General features: G+C 57.1%; 18 protein-coding genes and 1 tRNA gene. 10 read left to right on the plus strand and 9 right to left on the minus strand.

Features of this window, described 5'->3' with window-relative positions; genetic code table 11:
* Window positions 1-13: 13 nt before the first annotated feature.
* Window positions 14-562 carry a TspO/MBR family protein gene (locus ACWFTY_RS16300; protein ID WP_447525229.1) on the minus strand — a complete coding sequence of 183 codons (549 nt, stop codon included), beginning with the start codon at window positions 560-562 and terminating at the stop codon, window positions 14-16.
* Window positions 563-820: 258 nt separating this feature from the next.
* Between ACWFTY_RS16300 and ACWFTY_RS16305 the strand changes: the two genes are divergently transcribed.
* Window positions 821-2635: an ABC transporter transmembrane domain-containing protein gene (locus ACWFTY_RS16305; RefSeq protein ID WP_447525230.1), complete on the plus strand. Its 1815-nt coding sequence runs from the start codon at window positions 821-823 to the stop codon at window positions 2633-2635.
* A gap of 308 nt (window positions 2636-2943) precedes the next feature.
* Here the strand turns inward: ACWFTY_RS16305 and ACWFTY_RS16310 are convergent, their stop codons facing one another.
* From ACWFTY_RS16310 to ACWFTY_RS16325, 4 genes are all read right to left on the minus strand, one after another.
* On the minus strand, window positions 2944-3396 hold the full coding sequence (locus ACWFTY_RS16310; protein ID WP_447525231.1) for an ExbD/TolR family protein: 453 nt from the start codon (window positions 3394-3396) through the stop codon (window positions 2944-2946).
* Between the two features lie 44 nt (window positions 3397-3440).
* The gene (locus ACWFTY_RS16315) at window positions 3441-3962 is read right to left on the minus strand and encodes an ExbD/TolR family protein (RefSeq protein WP_447525232.1); all 522 of its coding nucleotides are present in this window, start codon (window positions 3960-3962) and stop codon (window positions 3441-3443) included.
* Between the two features lie 106 nt (window positions 3963-4068).
* Window positions 4069-4830, minus strand: a complete 762-nt coding sequence (locus ACWFTY_RS16320) for a MotA/TolQ/ExbB proton channel family protein (protein WP_447525233.1) — start codon at window positions 4828-4830, stop codon at window positions 4069-4071.
* An 81-nt stretch (window positions 4831-4911) separates the two neighbouring features.
* On the minus strand, window positions 4912-5568 hold the full coding sequence (locus tag ACWFTY_RS16325) for an energy transducer TonB (protein ID WP_447525234.1): 657 nt from the start codon (window positions 5566-5568) through the stop codon (window positions 4912-4914).
* A 268-nt stretch (window positions 5569-5836) separates the two neighbouring features.
* Here ACWFTY_RS16325 and ACWFTY_RS16330 point away from each other — a divergent pair, with 268 nt between their 5' ends.
* Window positions 5837-6673, plus strand: coding sequence for a hypothetical protein (locus ACWFTY_RS16330; RefSeq protein WP_447525235.1), 837 nt, complete (start codon window positions 5837-5839; stop codon window positions 6671-6673).
* Between the two features lie 85 nt (window positions 6674-6758).
* The gene (locus tag ACWFTY_RS16335; RefSeq protein ID WP_447525236.1) at window positions 6759-8057 is read left to right on the plus strand and encodes a homoserine dehydrogenase; all 1299 of its coding nucleotides are present in this window, start codon (window positions 6759-6761) and stop codon (window positions 8055-8057) included.
* On the opposite strand, the gene ACWFTY_RS16340 is transcribed toward ACWFTY_RS16335, so the two are convergent.
* Window positions 8058-8534 carry a hypothetical protein gene (locus tag ACWFTY_RS16340; protein ID WP_447525237.1) on the minus strand — a complete coding sequence of 159 codons (477 nt, stop codon included), beginning with the start codon at window positions 8532-8534 and terminating at the stop codon, window positions 8058-8060.
* 62 nt (window positions 8535-8596) lie between these two features.
* Here ACWFTY_RS16340 and glpX point away from each other — a divergent pair, with 62 nt between their 5' ends.
* From glpX to ACWFTY_RS16355, 3 genes are read left to right on the plus strand one after another with little or no spacing between them, the layout of a single operon-like run.
* The gene (gene glpX, locus ACWFTY_RS16345; protein WP_447525238.1) at window positions 8597-9571 is read left to right on the plus strand and encodes a class II fructose-bisphosphatase; all 975 of its coding nucleotides are present in this window, start codon (window positions 8597-8599) and stop codon (window positions 9569-9571) included.
* A 2-nt stretch (window positions 9572-9573) separates the two neighbouring features.
* Window positions 9574-10809, plus strand: a complete 1236-nt coding sequence (locus ACWFTY_RS16350; protein ID WP_447525239.1) for an alpha/beta hydrolase — start codon at window positions 9574-9576, stop codon at window positions 10807-10809.
* A complete protein-coding gene (locus tag ACWFTY_RS16355; protein WP_447525240.1) occupies window positions 10806-11396 on the plus strand; it encodes a uracil-DNA glycosylase family protein in 591 nt (196 codons plus the stop codon). Before ACWFTY_RS16350 ends, ACWFTY_RS16355 begins: the two co-directional genes overlap by 4 nt.
* Here the strand turns inward: ACWFTY_RS16355 and ACWFTY_RS16360 are convergent.
* Window positions 11393-11890: a flavodoxin family protein gene (locus ACWFTY_RS16360; RefSeq protein ID WP_447525241.1), complete on the minus strand. Its 498-nt coding sequence runs from the start codon at window positions 11888-11890 to the stop codon at window positions 11393-11395. The two genes, ACWFTY_RS16355 and ACWFTY_RS16360, sit on opposite strands and share 4 nt — an antisense overlap.
* 59 nt (window positions 11891-11949) lie before the next feature.
* On the opposite strand from ACWFTY_RS16360, the gene recJ reads away from it, so the two are divergent.
* The 4 genes from recJ to ACWFTY_RS16380 all read left to right on the plus strand — a co-directional run bounded on the left by recJ (window position 11950) and on the right by ACWFTY_RS16380 (window position 16691).
* On the plus strand, window positions 11950-13716 hold the full coding sequence (recJ, locus tag ACWFTY_RS16365) for a single-stranded-DNA-specific exonuclease RecJ (RefSeq protein ID WP_447525242.1): 1767 nt from the start codon (window positions 11950-11952) through the stop codon (window positions 13714-13716).
* 214 nt (window positions 13717-13930) lie between these two features.
* Window positions 13931-14005 (plus strand) — tRNA-Glu (locus tag ACWFTY_RS16370).
* Window positions 14006-14385: 380 nt separating this feature from the next.
* Complete coding sequence (locus ACWFTY_RS16375; RefSeq protein WP_447525243.1) at window positions 14386-15414, plus strand: LacI family DNA-binding transcriptional regulator; 1029 nt, start codon at window positions 14386-14388, stop codon at window positions 15412-15414.
* Window positions 15363-16691 (plus strand): MFS transporter, encoded by a 1329-nt coding sequence (locus tag ACWFTY_RS16380; protein ID WP_447525244.1) that lies wholly within the window; start codon window positions 15363-15365, stop codon window positions 16689-16691. The genes ACWFTY_RS16375 and ACWFTY_RS16380 overlap by 52 nt, the downstream gene beginning before the upstream one ends.
* On the opposite strand, the gene ACWFTY_RS16385 is transcribed toward ACWFTY_RS16380, so the two are convergent.
* Together ACWFTY_RS16385 and ACWFTY_RS16390 are read right to left on the minus strand one after the other, a co-directional pair.
* Window positions 16688-18244 (minus strand): tryptophan halogenase family protein, encoded by a 1557-nt coding sequence (locus tag ACWFTY_RS16385; RefSeq protein WP_447525245.1) that lies wholly within the window; start codon window positions 18242-18244, stop codon window positions 16688-16690. The genes ACWFTY_RS16380 and ACWFTY_RS16385 overlap by 4 nt on opposite strands.
* Before the next feature lie 117 nt (window positions 18245-18361).
* Window positions 18362-21373, minus strand: a complete 3012-nt coding sequence (locus ACWFTY_RS16390; RefSeq protein WP_447525246.1) for a TonB-dependent receptor — start codon at window positions 21371-21373, stop codon at window positions 18362-18364.
* Window positions 21374-21476 lie beyond the last annotated feature (103 nt).

The following is a 21476-nucleotide window of genomic DNA, read 5'->3' on the forward strand; positions in this document are numbered from 1 at the left end:
AAAAAATATCACGCTATATCTGGGTTCTCGCAGCCGGAACCACAAGGGTTTCCGCACCGGGATTCAACCATTCAATCTGCTTGTTGAGGACAGCGGCAAAACATAGCCATGCAAGATAAGGCACCATCAGCCACGCTCCGGCCTTGCGGACACGGCCAAAGACCAGGGTTGTACCCAAGGCCAGCAGGAAAATGATGACCAGCAGCCAGAAGGCCGCACCGACCTGATGCATGCCGAAAAACAGCACCGGCCAGAACAGGTTGAGCGCATATTGTACGAGATACAGGATGATAGCCGGTCCCCGCAAAGGCGCGCCGCGGGCATGCAACACCATCGCGAAAGCGGTTCCCATCATCACATAGAGCAAGGCCCAGGCAGCACCGAATACCGGTCCGGGCGGTTGCGCGTCTGGCTTGGTCAAGGCCTGAAACCAGCGATTTTCCTCGCCGGAATTCGCGAACTGGCTAAAGGCAAAACCCAGGAGTACGGTGATCGGCACGACAAACAATATCCAGCGCAGCAAGGACATTCGTAACTGGCCTTTTGAAGCAATCTGATTCATGCGCGCATCATCCTTGATCGAAAATTTCACGAATCGTCCGAGCCGCTTTCCGCCCGAAGCTGCTTTGTTCTAACAATTTCCTGACATTTGGCTAGCGTTATGCCGCCGAACCCCCGGGGCTGCAAATCCGCCTATCTACTGGCCCCGCCCTTGGTATTATCGACCATCATCGCCATGTTGGCTGGACGGCAAGATCCGGATGAAAACGGAGCAAACCATTGATTGTTAGAAATAGGACGGGCTGCTAGGCGCTTTCTCATGAACGATAAAACCAATTCCGTCGAAAAAGATACCCCTCCCGCACCGCTCAAAAAAATTGGAAATTTGCGGATGGTGTTCGATCGCGCCGTCGCATATCCGAAGCAAATTGCCTTTGCGTTGCTGGCTTTGTTCGTTTCCGCGATGGCCACGCTGGCGATACCCGCTGGCTTCAAAACCATTATCGACAAAGGCTTTATGGCCGGCAACGGTGATATCGCCCCCTATTTTCAGGGCCTGTTGGGCATTGTCGCGGTTCTGGCTGTCGCGACCGCCTTCCGTTTCTATTTTGTCAGTTGGCTCGGCGAACGGGTCGTTGCCGATCTGCGGCTCGCCGTACAGGCCAACCTGCTGCGTCTGGCCCCCGGATTTTTTGAAGAGAACCGGCCATCGGAAATCGCCTCGCGGATGACCTCCGACACCGCGATCATCGAACAGGTGGTCGGAACCACCGTGTCGGTCGCCTTGCGCAATATTGTGATCGGCATCGGCGGGATCATCTATCTGTTCACGCTTGCCCCTACGCTGACCGCCGGCCTGCTGCTTGCCATCCCGGTTATCATATTACCGATCGTGTTTATCGGCCGGAAGCTGACCAATGTATCGCGATCCAGCCAAGACCGGGTGGCCGACGTCGGCGCAATGATTTCCGAAGTGTTGGGCGCGATGAAAATTGTTCAGGCCTTTGGTCAGGAAAAGCGCGAACATGAACGGTTCAGCGGCGCGGTCGAATCCACTTTCGATACCGCCAAACGCCGGATCCGGCTGCGCGCGGCGATGACCGCGATTGTTATTGGCCTGATATTCACCGGCATTACCATGCTTATGTGGCGCGGCGCGATCGGCGTGTCAGAAGGCAGCATTTCCGGCGGTACCATCGCCGCTTTTGTGATCACCGGCGGCCTGGTAGCGGGTGCCTTTGGCGCACTTACCGAAGTCTATGGCGATCTGTTGCGCGGCGCCGGAGCAGCCGGCAGGCTGGCAGAATTGCTGTCCGAGAAGCCGGGCATTGCAGCTCCCGAAAATCCGATTGCCCTGCCCGAGCCATCGCGCGGACAGATCGCGTTCGACAATGTGACATTTTCCTATCCAACCCGCCCCGATACCGAGGCCCTGGCCAATTTTTCGCTGACCGTATCGCCTGGCGAGACAGTCGCCGTGGTCGGACCGTCCGGAGCCGGCAAATCGACTTTGTTTCAGCTGGCCCAGCGTTTTTACGATCCACAGAGCGGGTCGGTGCGCATCGATGGCGTCGCCCTGCCATCGGCCGATCCATCGGAGATCAGACAGCGGATGGCGCTTGTGCCTCAGGAAACGGTATTATTTGCCGCTTCCGCGCGCGACAATTTGCGCTACGGCAAATGGGAAGCGACCGACGAGGAGATATGGGAAGCGGCCCGCGTTGCCAATGCCGAAAAGTTCCTCCGCGCCCTGCCCGACGGACTGGACAGCTTCATGGGTGAAGCGGGAACGCGGCTGTCCGGCGGCCAGCGCCAGCGCATCTCGATCGCGCGTGCGCTGCTCCGCAACACGCCGATTCTGCTGCTCGACGAAGCCACATCGGCGCTCGATGCAGAAAGTGAAAAGCTGGTGCAGGATGCCCTTGATCATTTGATGCAGGACCGGACAACGATCGTCATCGCCCATCGTCTGGCCACTGTAAGATCGGCCGACCGCATCATCGTGATGGACGAGGGCAGGATCGTGGAACAGGGGGACCATGACAGCCTGATCGCCAAGAACGGGCTCTACGCCCGGCTGGCCGATTTGCAGTTCAGCAGCGCCGAAACCGGCTCGTCTAAGATGACTGCCTAGAACCAGGGCCTGTTACAGGCCCGGGGCCTCGACATCACTTCGGCAATGATCGGCGCCAAGAGAGCGCATATCTCCCGTCCTGGAGGGGCCGCTGCCTTGCTGTCCCCATGCAAACAGCCGACTTGCCCCTGAGCGCCGTCCTGGACGCCAGCAGAGCGCTCTTCCCTTCGACGCGCCACCACCTGGTATCGCTGCAAGCGATGGGCATATGTCCAGAAGAACCCGTCCCTGTCATCCCCACGCCTCAGGCACAAAAAAAGGGCCGCGACAAAATATCGCGGCCCCATATCTGTTTCTGGCTGTAGAACCTAGTTCGGTAGACGACTTGCCTTGCCGAAGCTGCCATATTGTTCGTTACCAACAAAGCCGAATTTGGTCACGCCGCTGTCCTTGATGACCGCCAATGTACGGTCGGTGGTCAGATAGGCGCTCAACGGATCGGGCTGGAACTGCAGCTCTGGCTCCGGAACCATCGATTTCGTCTGTGCCAGATATTGCTTAACCTGGTTCAGCGTAACCGGGGTATCATTCCAGATGACCTCGTTTGTTGCCGTAATTCCCAGACGGTTTTTGATCGGATCTACCAGGGGTTGATCTTGCTGACTGTCATCCGAGACCGGCAGGTCGATTTTTACCGCGTGCGTTTGCACAGGAATTGTGATGATGAACATGATGAGAAGAACCAGCAAGACGTCGATGAGCGGCGTCGTGTTCATCTCCATCATTGGTTCGCCATCATCGCTTCCGCCACTCATAGCCATTCGTGCGTCTCCTTAACCTTCAATAATTCTAGTTGCCGGTCGAACTATTCGACAACGATCGGTGTGGAAATAAAGCCCACTTTTGCAAAACCGGCGCGTTGCATGGTGTAAATTGCGCCGCCGATGCACTTATATGGTGTATTGATGTCACCGCGAATATGGACTTCCGGCATATCTTCCGGCGTCATGTTCTCGACTCCACCAAAGGATTCAATCTGATCCTCCAGTTGTTTCACCGCTCTGGTGACAAGTTCGGTAGAATCCACCGGGGTAGTGTTCCAATACACGCGGCAGTTGCCGCCTGGAGTGGCTCCTGAATATCCTTCTTCACCCGGGTCACGTCCTGCGGCATCCGTTGTCGTGATCGACAGCAGCACATTTTCCTTCTTTGTCGTAGTCACTTCAAAGGGAAGTACCGGGAGTTCGAGTTCTACGCTCTGGATAACCACCGGAACCGCGATCAGAAAAATGATCAGCAGCACCAGCATAACGTCCACGAGTGGGGTAGTATTAATGTCGGATAGAGGAGTTTCCTCGCCGCTACCGCCCCCAACATTCATCGCCATAGGATTTTATCCTCTCAAAACTAAACATCTGAAGGAAGCGAAGGCCTCCTCGTCGTGCGTTGGCCGGGTTGCTGCGCCAGACGCGGCAGACAACCCGGCCTCCGGCTTATTTCTTTGCGACTGGTGCAGCTGGTTTCGCAGCAGGCTTAGCAGCAGCGGCATTTTTTGCGATTGGCTTAACGCCGCCATCCGAAGCCATATAGCCCAGAACGTCGTTGGAGAATGCAGCCAGCTGTTCGGAGATGCGCTTGTTGCGTCCCTGCAGCCAGTTGTAAGCCAAAACGGCGGGAACAGCCACACCAAGACCAAGTGCGGTCATGATCAGCGCTTCACCAACAGGACCAGCAACAGCATCGATCGATGCCTGACCAGCGATACCGATTTTGATCAGCGCGCGATAGATGCCGATAACCGTACCGAACAGGCCGATGAACGGCGATGTTGCGCCAACCGTAGCCAACCAAGGGAGACCGGTTGCGAGCTTGGACTTGATCAGATCTTGCGACCGTTCGATCGATCCGTGCAGCCAGTCATGCGCTTCGACCGGGTCGGTCAATTTGGCGTGATCGGAATCAGCCTTGATCGCATCGTCAACGATTTGACGGTAAGCAGAATTCTTGTCGAGCTTGGCAGCGCCTTCCTTAAGGCTTCCGGCACGCCAGAATGTCGCGCGCATCGCATCGCCCTGCTTCATGACTTTATTCTGTTCGAACAATTTCGAAAACAGGATGTAGAAAGAAGAGACAGACATGATCGTCAGAATTGCGAGAACAGACCAGGCGATAACACCACCCTGCTGCATTGCTTCCCAGAAACCGAAAGCGTTTTGTGGTGCTGCGGAACCAGCGGCCAAAATTTCAATCAACATTTTAACATTCCCCTCAGGATAAACTAATTGTAAAAAAACTGTTGCGGGAAGGGCAACTCGCGATGCCCTCCCCAATTTTCATTACTTGGGTATCTGCCAACGAACGGCATTGGCGTAATAGCCAGTCGTCGGATTTCCGTTTGCGTCCAGAGCAGGTCTGAACCGCGCACGTCGTGTAAGGTTTTTGCAGGCAGCCTCGTCCAGATCGCTGTGGCCGCTAGAACCTGTGATCTGGCAATCGGATACTCGCCCATCAGCATTTACCGTCAACCGGAAACGCGTCGTCCCTTCACGTTCTTCACGTAGGGCCCGCGAAGGGTAGTCATTCGCATTGGCCCAGTTCCCCGGATTACCGCGCGCTTCGGGATTGGCACGCTGCGGTGGAGGCGGAGGAGGAGGTGATGGCGGAGGTGCAGCAACAACCGGTGCTGGCCGCGGCGGAGCCACAGGCACTGCCTGAATCACCGGCCGGGGAGCAACCACGGGCGCCACGATCGGCGGCGGCGTCACCACTGGAGGTGGTTCAATCGGCTGCTCGGGTGGCGGCGGTAGCTCTTCCGGCTCTTCCGGTGGAACTTCTTCATCAATATCAATCATATCCAGCTGCGATGCAACCTTCTTGACGGCGGTATAGGCTAGCCCGGTGACCAGCGCATAGCCAAGTAACAGGTGAATGATTACGACAAGAACGATCGATATGATCTTGTTCGAACTCATCTCTTGGTCAGCATAAGCCATTCAGAAATGTAACTCCTTTTTCCCCATCACAAGGTAGTATACTTCATTGCTGAAGTTCCAGACAAAGAGCGAGAGGCTTGGAAACCATCGCGACCCTTATTATTCCCCATGACAACTTTTCGTTCGCTTGAAAGCCATCTTAAATTTGTTTTAACGTGCTAGTTCGGCGCAGGCAATCGCTTTGTTGGTTCAGGGTCGATTAAGCTGTTAAAGAACTAAGATAAGGGCTAAAAACTGCCATCCTTTTAATGCCGAGTCAGGGAAAATCATGCGCTTGTTAACGATATTCGCCTTCACGCTGTTTTTCTCTCAAATCGGGGGCGTTCCAGCTTTTTCTCAGGTTTTCGAGGATGGCGACACATTACAATATGCCGACATAGCCGACCTCAGCGCAGACACTTCGATTATAGCCCATGTAACGGTTAAAAAAGCGATTAAAGTTGCCCCTGAACGCGCGCCAAATGCGCCCGCGGGCACCCAGCGTTTTTATATAATAGCATCGACCAACGCTCTGATTCGCGGAGACGGAGGGGTCGGCGAAACGATTCGTTATGTAATAGATCTGCCCCTCGACGCTCGCGGACGGGCACCGAAGATAAAGAAAAAGCCATTCATCATATTTGGCCGTCGCGCGCCCGGCGGCGGCGACAATGTGCAGCTGGTTGCGAAAGACGCGCAGATCGCCTGGACACCAAGCCGCGAACAGCGCGTCCGTTCGCTGGTTCGCGAACTGGTCGCTTATGATGCACCGCCTGCTATTTCCCGGATCGCGAGCGCTTTTCACGTGCCCGGTACCATCATTGGCGAGGGCGAAACCCAGATATTCATGGAAACGGATAGCGGGTCGCCGATTTCGATCACCGTGCTGAAACGGGCTGGCCAGCAAAAATTCTGGGCCGTCTCGCTGGGCGAAATTGTCGACGAGGCGGCGCGCGCGCCCGTCAGAAACAGTTTGCTCTGGTACCGCCTGGCCTGTTTCCTGCCCCGCCAATTGCCTGCCAGCGCATTGGCCAGCGATTCACCGGCCAATGCACAGCAGGCGCGCAGCGATTATCAGATGGTGCTGGGCGATCTCGGCAACTGCCCCAGATCACGTCAGCCCTGACCCGCAGAACTAGTACTGGTATTCGCCCAAGGCGGCGCTAATAAGGCGCCAACAATCTCACCAAAACGCAAAGAGGCTTATCACCATGACTGCTCCGCTACGCATCGCGCTCGCTGGACTGGGCACCGTCGGGACCGGCGTTATCCGGCTTATCGAAGAAAATGGCGCGATGATCGCACAACGGGCTGGTCGGCCTATTGTCGTCACCGCCGTTTCTGCCCGTGACCGCAATCGTGACCGCGGCATTGATCTGGGCTCCTACTCATGGTGCGACAAGACCGAAGATCTCGCGGCGCATAATGATGTCGACTGCGTCGTCGAACTGATCGGTGGCTCTGACGGCACGGCGCTGGAACTGGCACGCAAGAGCCTGGCGTCTGGCAAGTCATTCGTCACCGCCAACAAGGCGATGATCGCCCATCACGGCATGGAGCTGGCCAAGGCCGCAGAAACCGCGAATCTCTCGCTGCGTTATGAAGCTGCTGTTGCCGGCGGGATCCCGGTAATCAAGGGGCTGCGCGACGGCGCTTCGGCCAACCGGATCGAGCGCGTCTATGGCATTCTAAATGGCACCTGCAATTATATCCTCACCGCGATGGAAAAACACGGCCACGCCTTTGACGATGTGCTGAAGGAAGCACAGGAAATCGGCTATGCCGAGGCTGATCCCAGCTTTGACATTGACGGTGTCGATGCCGCCCACAAGCTCGCCATATTGGCGGCTCTGTCATTCGGCAAAGCGCTCGACTTCGACGGCGTGGAGATAGACGGCATTCGCCACATCATGGCAGCGGACATCGGTCAGGCCAAGGCATTGGGCTATCGCATCCGCCTGCTCGGCATGGCGAGAATCGATGACGGGAAATTATTCCAGCGGGTTAATCCCTATCTGGTGCCCGAAAGCCACCCGCTGGCCCATATCGAAGGCTCCACCAATGCGGTGGTCGCCGAAGGCAATTTTTCCGGTCGCCTGATGTTCCAGGGCGCTGGCGCCGGTGAAGGGCCAACGGCGTCTGCAGTCGTCGCTGACTTGATCGATATCGCCCGCGGAGATGCCGGCACGGTATTCGCCGCGCCCGCCAGCAAGATGGAACCCTGCGAACGCGCCGAGAGCGGCAACCGGATCGGCAAAAGCTACGTCCGCTTCATCGTTGCTGACAAGCCCGGGGTATTGGCGGAAATCACCGCAGCGATGCGCGACGCCAATGTGTCGATCGAAAGCCTGATTCAAACCGCGAAAACCGATGAAGGTTCCGTGCTGATCTCTATGGTCACCCACGACAGTCGTGAGCGTAATGTTTCAGAGAGTCTGGCTGCACTGTCCAGCTCTACCAGTTTGCAGGCCGCTCCGGTGGTGATGCATTTGCTCAGCGATCAGGACTGATCAGTCTCCGGTCAGGACACCATCACGATATTGCTGTTGATAATCTTCGGTTGGGACCTCATCCGTTTCCATACCAGCGATCTTTTGTAGCCCATCCAGGATACGGCCGCTCGTCCCGTTGCCAACAACGGATTTTAGCCGTTCGATAGAACAGTTGCTATCCTGTAGCGAAACTCCGCAACTCCCTGAAGCCACGCGGGAGGAATCAGCCGCTGGAATTTCTCCACGCTGCGGTCCGCCATTTCGATTTGGTCCGGCCAATTCGGGAAACGGCAACCGTTGCAAGCGATCAATCTCGGGAAGGCCGCAAACGACAATTTCGTCGCTGGAACGGTAGAGAAGGCAGCCATCAGCATCGACCGCAACCATTTGCCTCGCATTTTCCATCATCTGGATGGTCCGGTCTCGATTCAGGTCAATTTGACCGTAAGCTGCAGAAGGGATCAGGAAAAGGATAAGAATAACCTGTCTCGACATTGTAATATCGCTCCCCTATCGAGAGTCCAAATTTGCACCTTATAGAAGGACTAATCGATAATATGCCACAAGCAAGCGACATATTGGACCGCGTACTGGTTATGGAAATGGTACGCGTTACCGAAGCGGCAGCCATTTCAGCGGCCAATCTGATCGGCCGCGGCGACGAGAAAGCAGCCGACGCTGCTGCCGTGGAAGCGATGCGCGCTGCGCTGAACGAACTGGACATATGCGGTACCGTGGTTATCGGCGAAGGCGAACGCGACGAGGCTCCGATGCTGTTTATCGGCGAGAAAGTCGGACGCGGCTGCGAGGGCGATTCGCCCGCCATTGATATCGCGCTCGATCCGCTCGAAGGCACGACGATCACGGCCAAGGCAGGCGCCAATGCGCTCGCTGTTCTTGCGATCGCGGAAAAGGGCAATCTGCTGAACGCTCCCGATGTCTATATGGACAAGTTGGCCGTCGGGCCGGGCTATTCTCCCGACATTATCGATCTCAACAAATCGGTCACCGAAAATGTGACCGCTGTCGCCAAGGAAAAAGGCGTCGAACCATCCGAAATTATCGTCTGCGTTCTTGATCGGCCGCGGCACGACAAGATCATCGCTGAATTGCGCGGCATCGGCTGCGGAATCATGCTGATCCCGGACGGCGATGTCGCTGGCGTAATCGCAACGACCGACGAAGATACGACCGTCGATATGTATATGGGCAGCGGCGGCGCTCCAGAAGGCGTGCTCGCGGCAGCCGCACTGCGCTGCGTTGGGGGCCAGTTCAAGGGCCGCCTGTTGTTCCGCAATGATGACGAACGTCAGCGCGCCTATAAATGGGGCATTGAAGATCTCGACAAAATCTATGATCTGAAAGAACTGGCCAAAGGCGATGTGATTTTTGCAGCAACCGGCGTTACCCATGGCTCCCTGCTGGAAGGCGTCAAGAAATTGCGCGGCGGCAAGATGACCACGGAAAGCGTTGTCATGCGCGCTTCTTCCGGCACCGTGCGCTGGGTGAAGAGCGAACATCGCCAGAGCTGACTATGAACCTCACAGGCCTTCCGACGCTAAAGCGTGTTGCGTCACAGGCCAGATGGACCATTCTTGCTTTGCCGTGGCTGATCGCCGGGTGCGTGACACCGGTTGAATATGGAGAAATTCCGCATTCCGCCTATGTCGCACCCGAGCGATGCAATCCGGCGGCGAGCGATCAGGTCGACAGCAACGACAAGCCGTTATTCTTCGTCACCAGCCGGCTACCGAACTGCCTCACCGAGAATATCAGCCTGCTGAATCATCGCGGAGACAAAATACGCTATGGCCGCTTCGCCGGACCGCGAGACGTCGAGCGGGAACCGGGCAAGACTGTCCGCGCCATTCCCCTCGCCTTCTCCGATTCGCAACAATGGTGGACGAATCTTGCCAGCAACATGAAAGCGGCGGATGGGCGCGTGCTGCTCTATGTCCACGGCTATCGCGAAACATTCTTCACCAGTTCACGAGATACAGACCAGATAGCACGACTGGCCAATTTCACCGGTCCCGCCATTCAGTATAGCTGGCCCTCGCAGGGCGCCCTGTTCAAATATCCGGTCGATGAAACCAATATGTATTGGGACGAACGCAATTTTCGCAAATTCCTGATGCAATTGGCGCAGCTGGAAACGACGAAGGAAATCGTCCTCATTTCCCATTCGCTCGGCGCGCGGCTGGTTCTGCCATCGGTGGAATATGTCGATCGCAACGTCTCCAATGGCGATTCGAGCGTCATTTCGAACATCATTCTCGTCTCGCCCGATGTCGACACCCAGGATTTCGAACGCGACATTGCCGAAGAGATACTCTCGGACCGGCGCGTCCGGAACGACCGAAGAATCACGGTTTACGCCTCGATAAAAGACCGGGCCTTGTCCTTGTCTGATGGGATCCACGGCTATCCCCGCTTGGGCTACCCCAGATGTTTCGATCCCTTTAAGGCGGCGGATCTCAAGGCGAGAAATCTTCCCGAACGCTGCTATGCGGCGCATCCAAAATATACCGAGGTCATCGACAAGGCGGCTCTGACCATAATCGATACCACCGCTGTTAGCCGCGGCAGAACCGGCCACAGCAACTATTTGCAGAGCGCGCCGGCCTGTCGGGATTTCGCTGCGGTGGTCAATGGCGAAAGAAAGCCGGAGGGACGCCAGTCAACCCATCTCGGTCATGTCTTCACCCTGCCCCCGATCGCCAAAGACGATAAACCCGATCATCTGGCGATTTGCCGCCGCAAGGAATGACCCGCCGTCCATCCGATCCGCTGGCGAGCCTGCTCGGCGAGATTCGAGCGTGCACGATCTGCACCGGCCTGCCGCTCGGCCCCAAGCCGCTGTTGCAGGCGGACAGCGCTGCTAAAATTTTGCTGGTCAGCCAGGCACCGGGCAGCAAGACGCATGAAAAAGGCCGTCCCTTCGATGATGTCAGCGGCAAAAGGCTACGTGAATGGCTCGGCGTGAGCGAAGAGCAATTTTATGACCCGCGGCTGTTTTCCATCATCCCGATGGGTTTCTGTTTCCCCGGCACCGGAAAGGGTGGCGATATGCCCCCGCGCCCGGAATGCGCTCCGGCCTGGCGCAAGCCGCTGTTGCAGGCGTTGCCGAACATAAAGCTGACGCTGGTACTCGGCCAATATGCCATGAACTGGCATCTGGGGGAGCGGAAATCCGGAACCCTCACGGAAACCGTGAAACGCTGGCAGGAATTCTGGCCCGATCTCTTGCCCCTGCCTCACCCCAGCCCGCGCAATATTCGCTGGTTCAAGGCCAACCCATGGTTCGAAACGGACGTGATACCGGTGCTGCAGGACCGTGTGCGCGAACTGGTCTAGAAGACTCCCATGGCCAGTCCTGCCGATAACGTGGCACCGGTCTCTGCGCATCGCTGGCGATCGGTTTCGGAAATCATTTTCGGGGCCAATATTTCTTCTTCGGTCTGCGCATGGGTGCAGATGATCAGGCTATCCATCACTTTCTTGAGCCGCCAGCCAGTTGCGATGCGCTCCACCTGTTTCTTCGCATTGCCTCCGTCCGATCCGGCGCAAATCATCGCGGCATAGGGCCGGCCCTCGATCTTGCCGAGCAGGGGATAATAACAGCGATCGAAAAAGGCCTTCATCACCCCGGCAATCGCTGCCAGATTTTCCGGCGTTGCGAAAATATAGCCGTCGGCGGACAGCATGTCTTCCGGCTGGCAGTCTTCGGCCCGCATGACGCGCAAATCCGTGCCATCCTCGCCCTGCCCGGCCTTGGCGGCAGCCTCGACCATCTGGGCGGTACCGCCGGTATAGCTGTAATAAACGATCAGAAGCTTTTTCATCATCATCCCCCTAGCAAGCAACAGACCGATTGTCAGCGCTGCAGCTTTCACGCATAGCGCCGACCATGAATGCAGTATTGAACGTAGAAAAATCCCTGTCCGGCCAGACCTGGCGCTGGCGCAGCACCAGCGCCGACGCGCGCGATCCGGGGTTCCAGCCCGATGATCTGGTCACCCAACTCCTGCTCGCCCGTGGGGCCAGCCGCGAAACGCTGGAGGTCAACCGCGATCCGACGATCCGCGGCTTCATGCCCGACCCTTCGGTTTTTCAGGATATGGACAAGGCGGCGGATCGTCTGGCCCTAGCCATCAAGAATCAGGAGAAGGTCACCATATTCGGCGACTATGATGTCGATGGTGCAACCAGCGCCGCCTTGCTGATTCGCTTGCTGAGGGACCTCGGGCTGGAAGCGGGTTACTATATACCCGACCGGCTGATGGAGGGCTATGGCCCGTCGGGCGAGGCCTTAGTCAAGCTAGGCGAACAGGGCAGCAATCTGGTGGTGACGGTCGATTGCGGGGCCATGGCCTTTGAAGCGCTCGACATGGCCCATCAGGCCGGTGTCGAGGTGATTGTAGTGGACCATCACAAATGTGCGGTGGAACTTCCCAAGGCGCTCGCACTGGTCAACCCCAACCGGCTGGACGAAAGCGATGCGGGCGCGGAACACGGTCATCTTGCCGCAGTGGGCATGGCCTTTCTGCTAGGCGCCGCGCTTGTCCGGACGCTTCGCAAGAAAGGCTATTTTTCGAATCGACCCGAACCCAAATTGCTCGAACTGCTGGATATTGTCGCTCTGGGTACCGTTGCCGATGTCGCCCAGCTGCGCGGCCTGAACCGTGCCTTTGTCGCGCAGGGCATCAAGGTCCTCGCAGGACGGCAGAATATAGGCCTGTCAGCCCTGATCGACGCCAGCCGGCTCAAGCGGGCGCCAATCTGCTCGGACCTCGGCTTTGCTCTCGGTCCGCGGATCAATGCCGGTGGCCGGGTTGGAAAATCCGATCTCGGCGTACGATTGCTGATCACACAAGATCCGGAAGAAGCGCAATCCATTGCCGCCGAGCTCGACCATCTCAATCAGGAACGCCGCGCGATCGAGGCCCATGTGCTGGAAGAAGCGGACGCCATGTGTTCTTCACAGCAGAATCAGGCCGTAGTGGTCCTCTCCGCCAAAGGCTGGCATCCCGGCGTGATCGGTATTGTCGCGGGCCGGATCAAGGAAAAGCTGAACCGGCCGGCAATCATCATCGCGCTGGACGAAGACGGGATCGGCAAAGGATCGGGCCGTTCGATTTCCGGCATCGATCTCGGCGCGGCAATCATCGCCGCCAAAGACAGCGGCTTGCTGATCGCCGGCGGCGGCCACGCGATGGCCGCGGGCATCACCATCGCAGCGGACAAGGTCGACGCCTTCTCGGAATTTCTCAACGACCGGCTCGCCGATAGCGTCGGCAAGGCGCAGGATGGCAAGGCCTTGCTGCTCGACGCAGTTCTTTCACCCAAAGGTGTCAATCCGACCATGGTCGAGGCGATGGACGGGGCAGGCCCCTATGGCATGGGCTGGCCCGCGCCGCGGATCGCCACCGGACCGGTGCGAATCATCAAATGCGATATTGTCGGAACCGACCATGTCCGGATGATCGTTGGCGGTGATGACGGCGCATCAATCAAAACAATAGCCTTTCGCGCAGCGGAAAGTGATCTCGGCCAGCAATTGCTCAGCGCTCCGCGAGGCCGAAAATTATGGATAGCGGGCCGCGCCAAGATCGATGACTGGGGCAGCCGGCCGGCGGCGGAAATCCATCTGGAGGATGCTGCCTGGGCCGATTGAGCGGGGGTTGAGCACGCGCCGGGACTATATCCCCATTATCGTCTGGGCTATTATGACACCCCCTTGATCAGCAGCGCCCCGGACGCGGAAAGCAACAAGCTGCAGGCGCTCTGCGACAGCGTCAGGAAATAGGCCCCAAATTCCGGCGAAAAGAGGGTTGACCAAAGCCGAGCACACCCCTAATGGCCGTTGCTCGCCGACCGGCAAACGGTATGGCCCCTTCGTCTAAGGGTTAGGACGCGGCCCTTTCACGGCTGAAATACGGGTTCGAATCCCGTAGGGGTCACCACTAGTTGTTTGTGGTTTGAAATCAGCGCTCGAGCTGTTCAACGCAGACGTTACATCGCAGCTCCACAGCATATTTTCCATCACCCGATCGCGACACCTCGCCACACCGCGCCCTTGCTGTTAGCACGGTCCGGACAGCCTGCTTGCAGGAATTATGGTTTCCAGCATCCGCAATTTTCTATCGGGCGACGCTCGGGAAGTTCGGCTTCATCGACTTGCACCAGCATGGGCTTTGAAAATGGCCGGCAATCCCACCTGTCTCATAGGGTAAAACAAGGCCGATACTGTTGCAAATCAGCGATAATCAGCCTAGAAACCAATAGACTATAAGCGCCGCATGATGGAATAAATTCTTACCATGAAAACGAGTATATCCGGATAATGTCAGATGCGAAAAAGCGGGCTACGATTGTCGATGTTGCGACGGCTGCAGATGTTTCGATCAAGACCGTTTCGAGAGTTTTCAATGACGAGCCGCATGTCCGGAAAGTCCTGCGCGACAAGGTTTTAAAAGCCGCAGAAGAGCTTGATTATCACCCCAATATAATGGCGCGGGGCCTGGTCGGGCGGCGATCTTACCTGTTAGGCCTGATTTACGAGAATCCCAGCCCCAACTATGTAGTGGAATTGCAGCGCGGCGCGCTTGATCGCTTGCATGGTGAAAAATACCGTCTGCTGGTATTGCCGGTAGAATCGGTCGATAAAGCGGCAGGAAAGATAATGAGCATCTTGCGGGCCGCCGCGCTCGACGGTGTCGTCCTGGCTCCTCCCGCCTCCGATCATCCGCAAATCCTCAGCGAGCTGGGCCGTCACAATTTTCCTTTCTCTCGCGTTGCCCCGACCGTGTCGCTTGAAACTGGTCCCAGCCAGACCACCGACGATGTGGAAGCGTCGCGGAAGATGACCGCCTATTTGCTTGGGCTGGGCCATAAACGCATCGGCGTGATCAAGGGCCATCCTACCCACCCTTCCAGTAGTGCCAGGCTCGCCGGATTTCTGGACGCCTTGAAATCTGCCGGCATTACCCATTCAACGGACCTGATAGAGCAGGGTTATTTTACCTATGAATCCGGTCTGGCTGCTGCACATAAGCTGCTGGATCGCCCCGATCGCCCAACCGCAATTTTTGCACAAAATGACGACATGGCCGCTGCGGCGATCATGGCCGCGCGTGACCTGGGCCTCAGCGTGCCGGATGATGTCTCCATTGCCGGATTTGACGATAGCGCGATCGCCCGGATTGTGTGGCCCCGCATTACCACTGTTCACCAACCGGTTTATGACATGGCACGCGATGCGACCGACGCACTCATCGCCAAACTCGACGACAAGCCATTCGAGATGCTGGGAACCCATGCTTGCGAACTGATTGTCCGGCAATCGACCGCGCCGCCTGCAGCCCGGTCGTGATCAAGCGCCGCGAACGTCTGAGCTATGCTGCAGGCGATGTCGGCTTCAACCTGATCTGGCAGTCGATAGAGCTGTATCTGCTGTTTTTCTATATTCAGGTTCTGCACCTGCCGCTCGGGGTTGCCGCCGGTATTTTTCTCGTCGGCGCAGTCATCGACTGGCTGGTCGATCCCATCATCGGCGCCGTCGCCGACCGCAAAGCAGAGCGCTATCCGATGCGATTGTGGGTGTTGCTCAGCGGCCCGCTGATTGCCGTAGCCTTGTGGCTGGCATTTCGATCGCCTCCGCTGGAAGGATATAGTCTGGCGCTGTATGCCGCCGTCACCCATGTCGGATTGCGGTTTGCCTATGGCTGCGGGAACATCCCCTATGCGGTTTTGACCGCGCGGATCACCGATGATTCATCGGAGCAATTGAAACTGACCGGACTCAGAATGCAGGGAGCTGCGCTGGGCGGTCTGACCGCAGCGACCATCTATGCACTGACTTCCGGAGGCGACACGCCGTTCCTGATCGGCGCGTTGATCCTGGGCGTGCTGGCTCAGCCATGTTTCATCATTACCTGGCTTGGCGTCAGGGAACGGGTTGCTGCGCCGCCGACGGCACCCCTGTCTCCGGGACAGGAAATCTCGCATTATTTCACATTGATAGGCCGCAACGAAGCGCTGCGCCGATTGCTACTGACAATCGTGGTTGCCGGATTGAGCACCACCGTGACGGCAAAGTCGATCCTGTTTCTGTTCGACCGCGATCTCGGCAATTCCGAATGGGGATATTGGGCCGCGCTTTTACCATCCGCCGCGCTACTGATAACGGCACCATTATGGGTGGCGCTGTCATCTCGTATCGGGCTGGTGACCACCCTGATATGGGCGGTCCTGTTGCATCTGATCGCCCTGGTGATGCTGGCGATATTCTATTCGCATGGCCTGGAAGTAGCCACGGTCATTCTGGCCATCGCAATTGCGGCAACCTGCGGTATGTCGATCATGTTCTGGTCCATGGTTCCGATCGCCATTCGCGATCTTGAAACATTGCCTGACGGAACCGGCTGCGCGGCCCATGTCTATGCCTTGTCCAATGTTGCCCGCAAGCTCGGCCAAGCCCTAGCGCCGCAGATTATCGCTTTAAGTCTGGCCTTGACCGGGGGCGCAGATGCGACGGCCAAGGGCGGAGCGGTGTTGCCGGGAATGATCCTGGCTGCGGTAATTTGCTGCGTCGCTGTTTTCCTCTATCGGCCAACCAGCGAGCGGCCAGCGAGCGGTCAGGCCGCCTAGCGCCCGAAACCGGATATCGAGGGCGCGTGAAAGGCGGGACGGCGATGGTCGCCCGGCGTGATCAATGCCTCGAGAAACTGATCATGCGTCGGAGCAGCAGTAGCAAGTTGACCCACGGCAGAGCTCACCTGCCCCATTACATCCCGGACATCCGCAAAATCCGGGATGTCTACCAACGGGTCATAATTTTCGGGCTTCATACCCATGCCGCGTGCGACAAAAAACCAGCTGAGATCGTGAAACAGTTCGCGCCGGCGCGATATGATCCGGCCGTTTTTCCGAAACATCTCCATCTTCGTCGCCAGGCTCTCCGGCAGCAGCGCATCGCGGACCTGATCCCAGAAGGGCTCACCGATGCGCTGATTGGGATAATAATGGAGCATCAGAAAGTCGCGAATATGCTCATACTCGGTCAGCGTCTCCCGATTATAGGCCGCCTGCAGCGAGGGATCAAAATTGCGGTCGGGGAAATAGTCCAGCAGCCGGTTGAGACCGGTCACGATCAGATGGATGCTGGTCGATTCCAGCGGCTCGAGAAACCCGGCGGATAATCCGATCGACACGCAATTGCCGTCCCAGAATTTCTTGCGGTGGCCAGCGGTAAATCCGATCACCCGTGGGTCCGCCAGTGGCTTTCCGTCCAGCGATCCGAGCAGCCGTTCCTCCGCATCGGAATCGCTGATGAAAGCACTGGAATAGACATAGCCGTTCCCGACCCGGTTTTGCAGCGGGATGCGCCATTGCCAGCCCGCCTCTCTGGCGGTCGAAACCGTATAGGGCGTCCGTGGCGCAACCGCTTCGCTCTGCACGGCGACAGCGCGGTCGCAGGGCAGCCAGTTGGTCCAGTCCTCATAGCCGGCATTCAGACTCTGTTCGATCAACAACCCGCGAAAGCCGGAACAGTCGATGTAGAGATCGGCCGACACCGTCGATCCGTCATCGCAAAGCAGCTGGTCGATATGGCCGCGATCGTTGAGCGTCGCGCTCGCCACTTTGCGATCAAGCCGCACCACGCCAAGCCCCTCGGAAACCTTGCGCAGATATTTGGCGACGAGTCCTGCATCAAAATGCATGGCGTAGGAAAGAGCCCCGCCGGGAAACTGGCCGTCAGCGGGCGGGAAGAGGAATTTATTCTGCTCGGCCAGCGCAATCGACGGGCAGAAATCAGCGACCGTGTCATCATGGCCCTCGGCTTCGTTTTTCCACCAGTAATGGTGAAAGGGCCGACGATCGATGGTAACGCCGAAATTGCCGAACGGATGCCAATAGCTGTGTCCGACCTTCAGCCAGTCGCGGAATTCGATGGCCAGCTTGAACGTGGCCTGGGTCTCTTTGACAAAATCAACGGGATCGATTTCGAGCAACTGGAGAAATTCAAAGATCGGGGGGATTGTTGCCTCGCCCACACCGATGGTGGGGATGGCCGACGACTCGATCAGTGTGATCTCGGTACCGTTGCGGGCAAAGATACGACCAAGCAGACAGGCGGCCGACCAACCGGCTGTGCCGCCGCCGACTATAGCGATTTTCCTGATAGGCTGCGCTTCAGTCATGACAGTTTTCCGCACTCCCAAGGGCCGGACTGTCACCTAGCAGTAGTCAGGCCTGCAAACAAATAGGCAAAAAAACGGGCCGGCATCATTGGGGAAGCCGGCCCGTATCAAGGGAGACTAGAACTTGAATTTACCACCGACATAGATTCTGCGAGATCCGGATTCATAGCGGAATGGCAATTCCGGAAACTGCAGATAGGCGGACTGGTCTGCCTTGGTCAGATTGATCCCTTCGACGAAGACGCCGAAATTCTCGTTGATGTCATAGGATATCTGTCCATCAAGCTGACCGTAAGACCGCTGGTAGATACCGAGCGTGCGCGTCACGCCGCCATCACCAAAGCCGAAGTTCCCGACAAACTGTTTCGAGCGCCACGTGTAGGAAGCCCGGGCCGCAAATCCCGCTTTTTCGAAATAGACCTGGGTGTTGAACGAATGTTTGGAGACACCCGGCAAAGGCAGGTCGGTATCAAAGTCATTGGCACCGTCGGTTTTCGTGTCCGAGAATGTATAGTTTGCGGTGAAGCCCAGACCAAAGTCAAAGGCATATTGACCCGCAAGCTCGAAGCCGCGAACCCGTCCGCCGGTACCGTTAGCCGGTTGGCTGACCGGTCCCAGTCGTCCACCCGCCTGATCATTGACGAAGACCGGAACGGTCTCTGTAACGATGAACGAGTCGACTTCTTTCCAGAATGCACCAATGGACAGCAGACCTTGCCGGCCAAAGTACATTTCATAGGCCAGATCGAACTGATAGGCGCGGAACGGTTCCAGTTCGGCATTACCGCGTGATCCGTTGGTGAACAGGAACAGATTTTCGGTTGGCGATCCGACCGTGGAATCCCGCGTAAATTGCGTCGAGAAGCCGCGACCAAGATCATCCAGCTGTTGCCGGGCGACCACACGCGCCGCAGAGAAACGGATTTTCTTGCTGTCATCGACATCAACCACGGCGTTGATGCTCGGCAGGAAATCGGTGGTGCTGCGAACGATGCTGTCCGTCTGGAAATCGCGCAATACGCCGTTCCAGCTATCCGTACCCCAATAGCTGGGATCAGCATTGGCTGGCTGGTTCTGGTCAACCCGTAACCTGGTGTTCACGATCCGCAGGCCGACATTGACATGATAGGGATCATCTGCCCCGCCCATATCAGCCATCACATAGCCCGATTTTGTTTCCTCCTTGACCAGATAGGCCTGCAAGGGATCTTCAAAATAGCTGAACGGTGTGTCCGGATATAGCGCCTGTATCCAGGCCAGTGCATCGGTCATCTGGGCCCGGTCCTGAACCGAAATGCTGTTGCCCGGAATATTGCCGCCACCGGCAAAATTCTTGATTATTTCAACACGCTCCGGATTGGACAGGAAGGACTGGAACGGCGTGTTCACGGCAGGCGAATTGCCAAAGCGGCTGCACCCGGCAAATGCGGCGGGCTTGTTCGACTCTGGCAGATCGCAGATCTTGAAGCCAATCGCACCGTCCTGGAAATATCCGTAAGGCGTCCAGTTATACTGGAAATTGGCTTCACGCTCGGATTCAGGAATTGCCGTCGCATCCAGTTCACCCTTGCCGGACAGGTCCGCAAGATAACGGCCGGAACCGAATTCGACGGTGCGCTGACCATAGCGGAAGCCGGCGCTCAGGGTTATCGTATTGTCATCGCTATTGTCGACATCATAGGCGAAATCCGCCTTGATCGAATGGCCTTCGACTTTCGAACGGTCGCCAAAAGCCCAGTGCGATTTGAAATAGCCGTTCGCCGGGTTTGTGAACAGGTCATCAGGCGTGCCGGCACCGAAACCGAAGGTCGGGAAATCACCATTATCATAGGTAAAATCCCAGGTCGCAGGTGCAGCCGGGTTACCGGGCACACCGTCAATCAAGGCCCCGCCCGGATCGGTCGCGCGAATGCCATATTGGGTATAGCGAACATCGGCATTGGCGACTTCGCGATTGAGATCCGCGGTGGAATAATTGGCCGCGATATTGACGCGGAAATTATCGCCATTGTCCCAGTCAATCCCGAATTGCAGATTGTCCGACTTGATGTTCGTCACATCGACCAGCGAGATAACCTCCGCCGAATTGGCCTGCACGGTGCCGCTTTGCAAAACGCCGTTGGAATCGATCACAGCGTCAGAGCCCAGCTGCAGCAATTCCCCCTGTCCGAACGGGAATTTGGCGGAGGCTTCGCGGGTATCCACTTTCAGATCGGAATGAATATAGGTTGCGCTCAGTTCCAGCTCGTCGACTGGGCGATAATTAATGCCCAGCGAGGCACCCCAGCGGCGGCGATATTGATCGCGGTCGGTTATATAGCGATATTCGGGCGCATAATAGTTGGTCGGCGTGGTTGCCGTATCCCGGCGTCCGTCTGCAAAGGCCCAGTTACCGCGATTTTCACCGCCGAGCACATTGTGATGGTCGTTCGTCTTGTCATAGCTGAAAGACGCAATGATGCCGAGCTCGTCGTTGAAATTATAGCCCGCGATCAACGCCCCCGTTGGCTCCCACCCACTGATTTCCGTACCCTTGTTCATCCGGGCGTTGCCGGCGATCGTGAAACCGTCTTTCATGTCCAGCGCACTGCGCGTCTTCAGATTGACGATACCGCCAAGTCCGCCCTCGATCAGAGAGGCATTGGGTGACTTGAACACTTCGACGCCGCCGATCAGTTCCGATGGCACGCCTTCCAGCGAGTCATTGCGGACAAAATTGCCCTCGCCGACCTTGAAGGTTTCCTGACCGCTGACGAACAGGTCGCCATTGAGAAGCGTAAGATTCTGGTCGAGACCGCGGATACGAACCTTGGTTCCCTGACCATTTTCACGATCGATCTGGACACCGGGAAGCCGTTGCAGGGATTCGGCGATATTCTGGTCCGGGAATTTACCGATATCTTCGGCAGTCACCGATTCAATGATCAGATTGGAGTCGCGCTTGGCGACCAGCGCATTTTCCAGCGAAGCGCGGAAGCCGCTGACGATGATAATATTCTCGTCCGCTTCAGTCGCTTCCGCTTCCCGGGCTGGAGCGTCCTGAGCCATCGCCATGCCCGCGCTTCCCAATGCATATAGGGAAGCAGCAGCCATCAAACCACGACGAGATATATTTCTGGTACCGATCATTCTATCATCCTCCCGAATGTAACGCTTTTCCGCGAAATCATCCATTTTAAATCATCTGCAGCCGTTGCGACTTGCAGATACGTAAAAGGGCTATGTGCACGCC

The sequence above is a fragment of the Parasphingorhabdus sp. NYA22 genome (genome assembly GCF_976973735.1).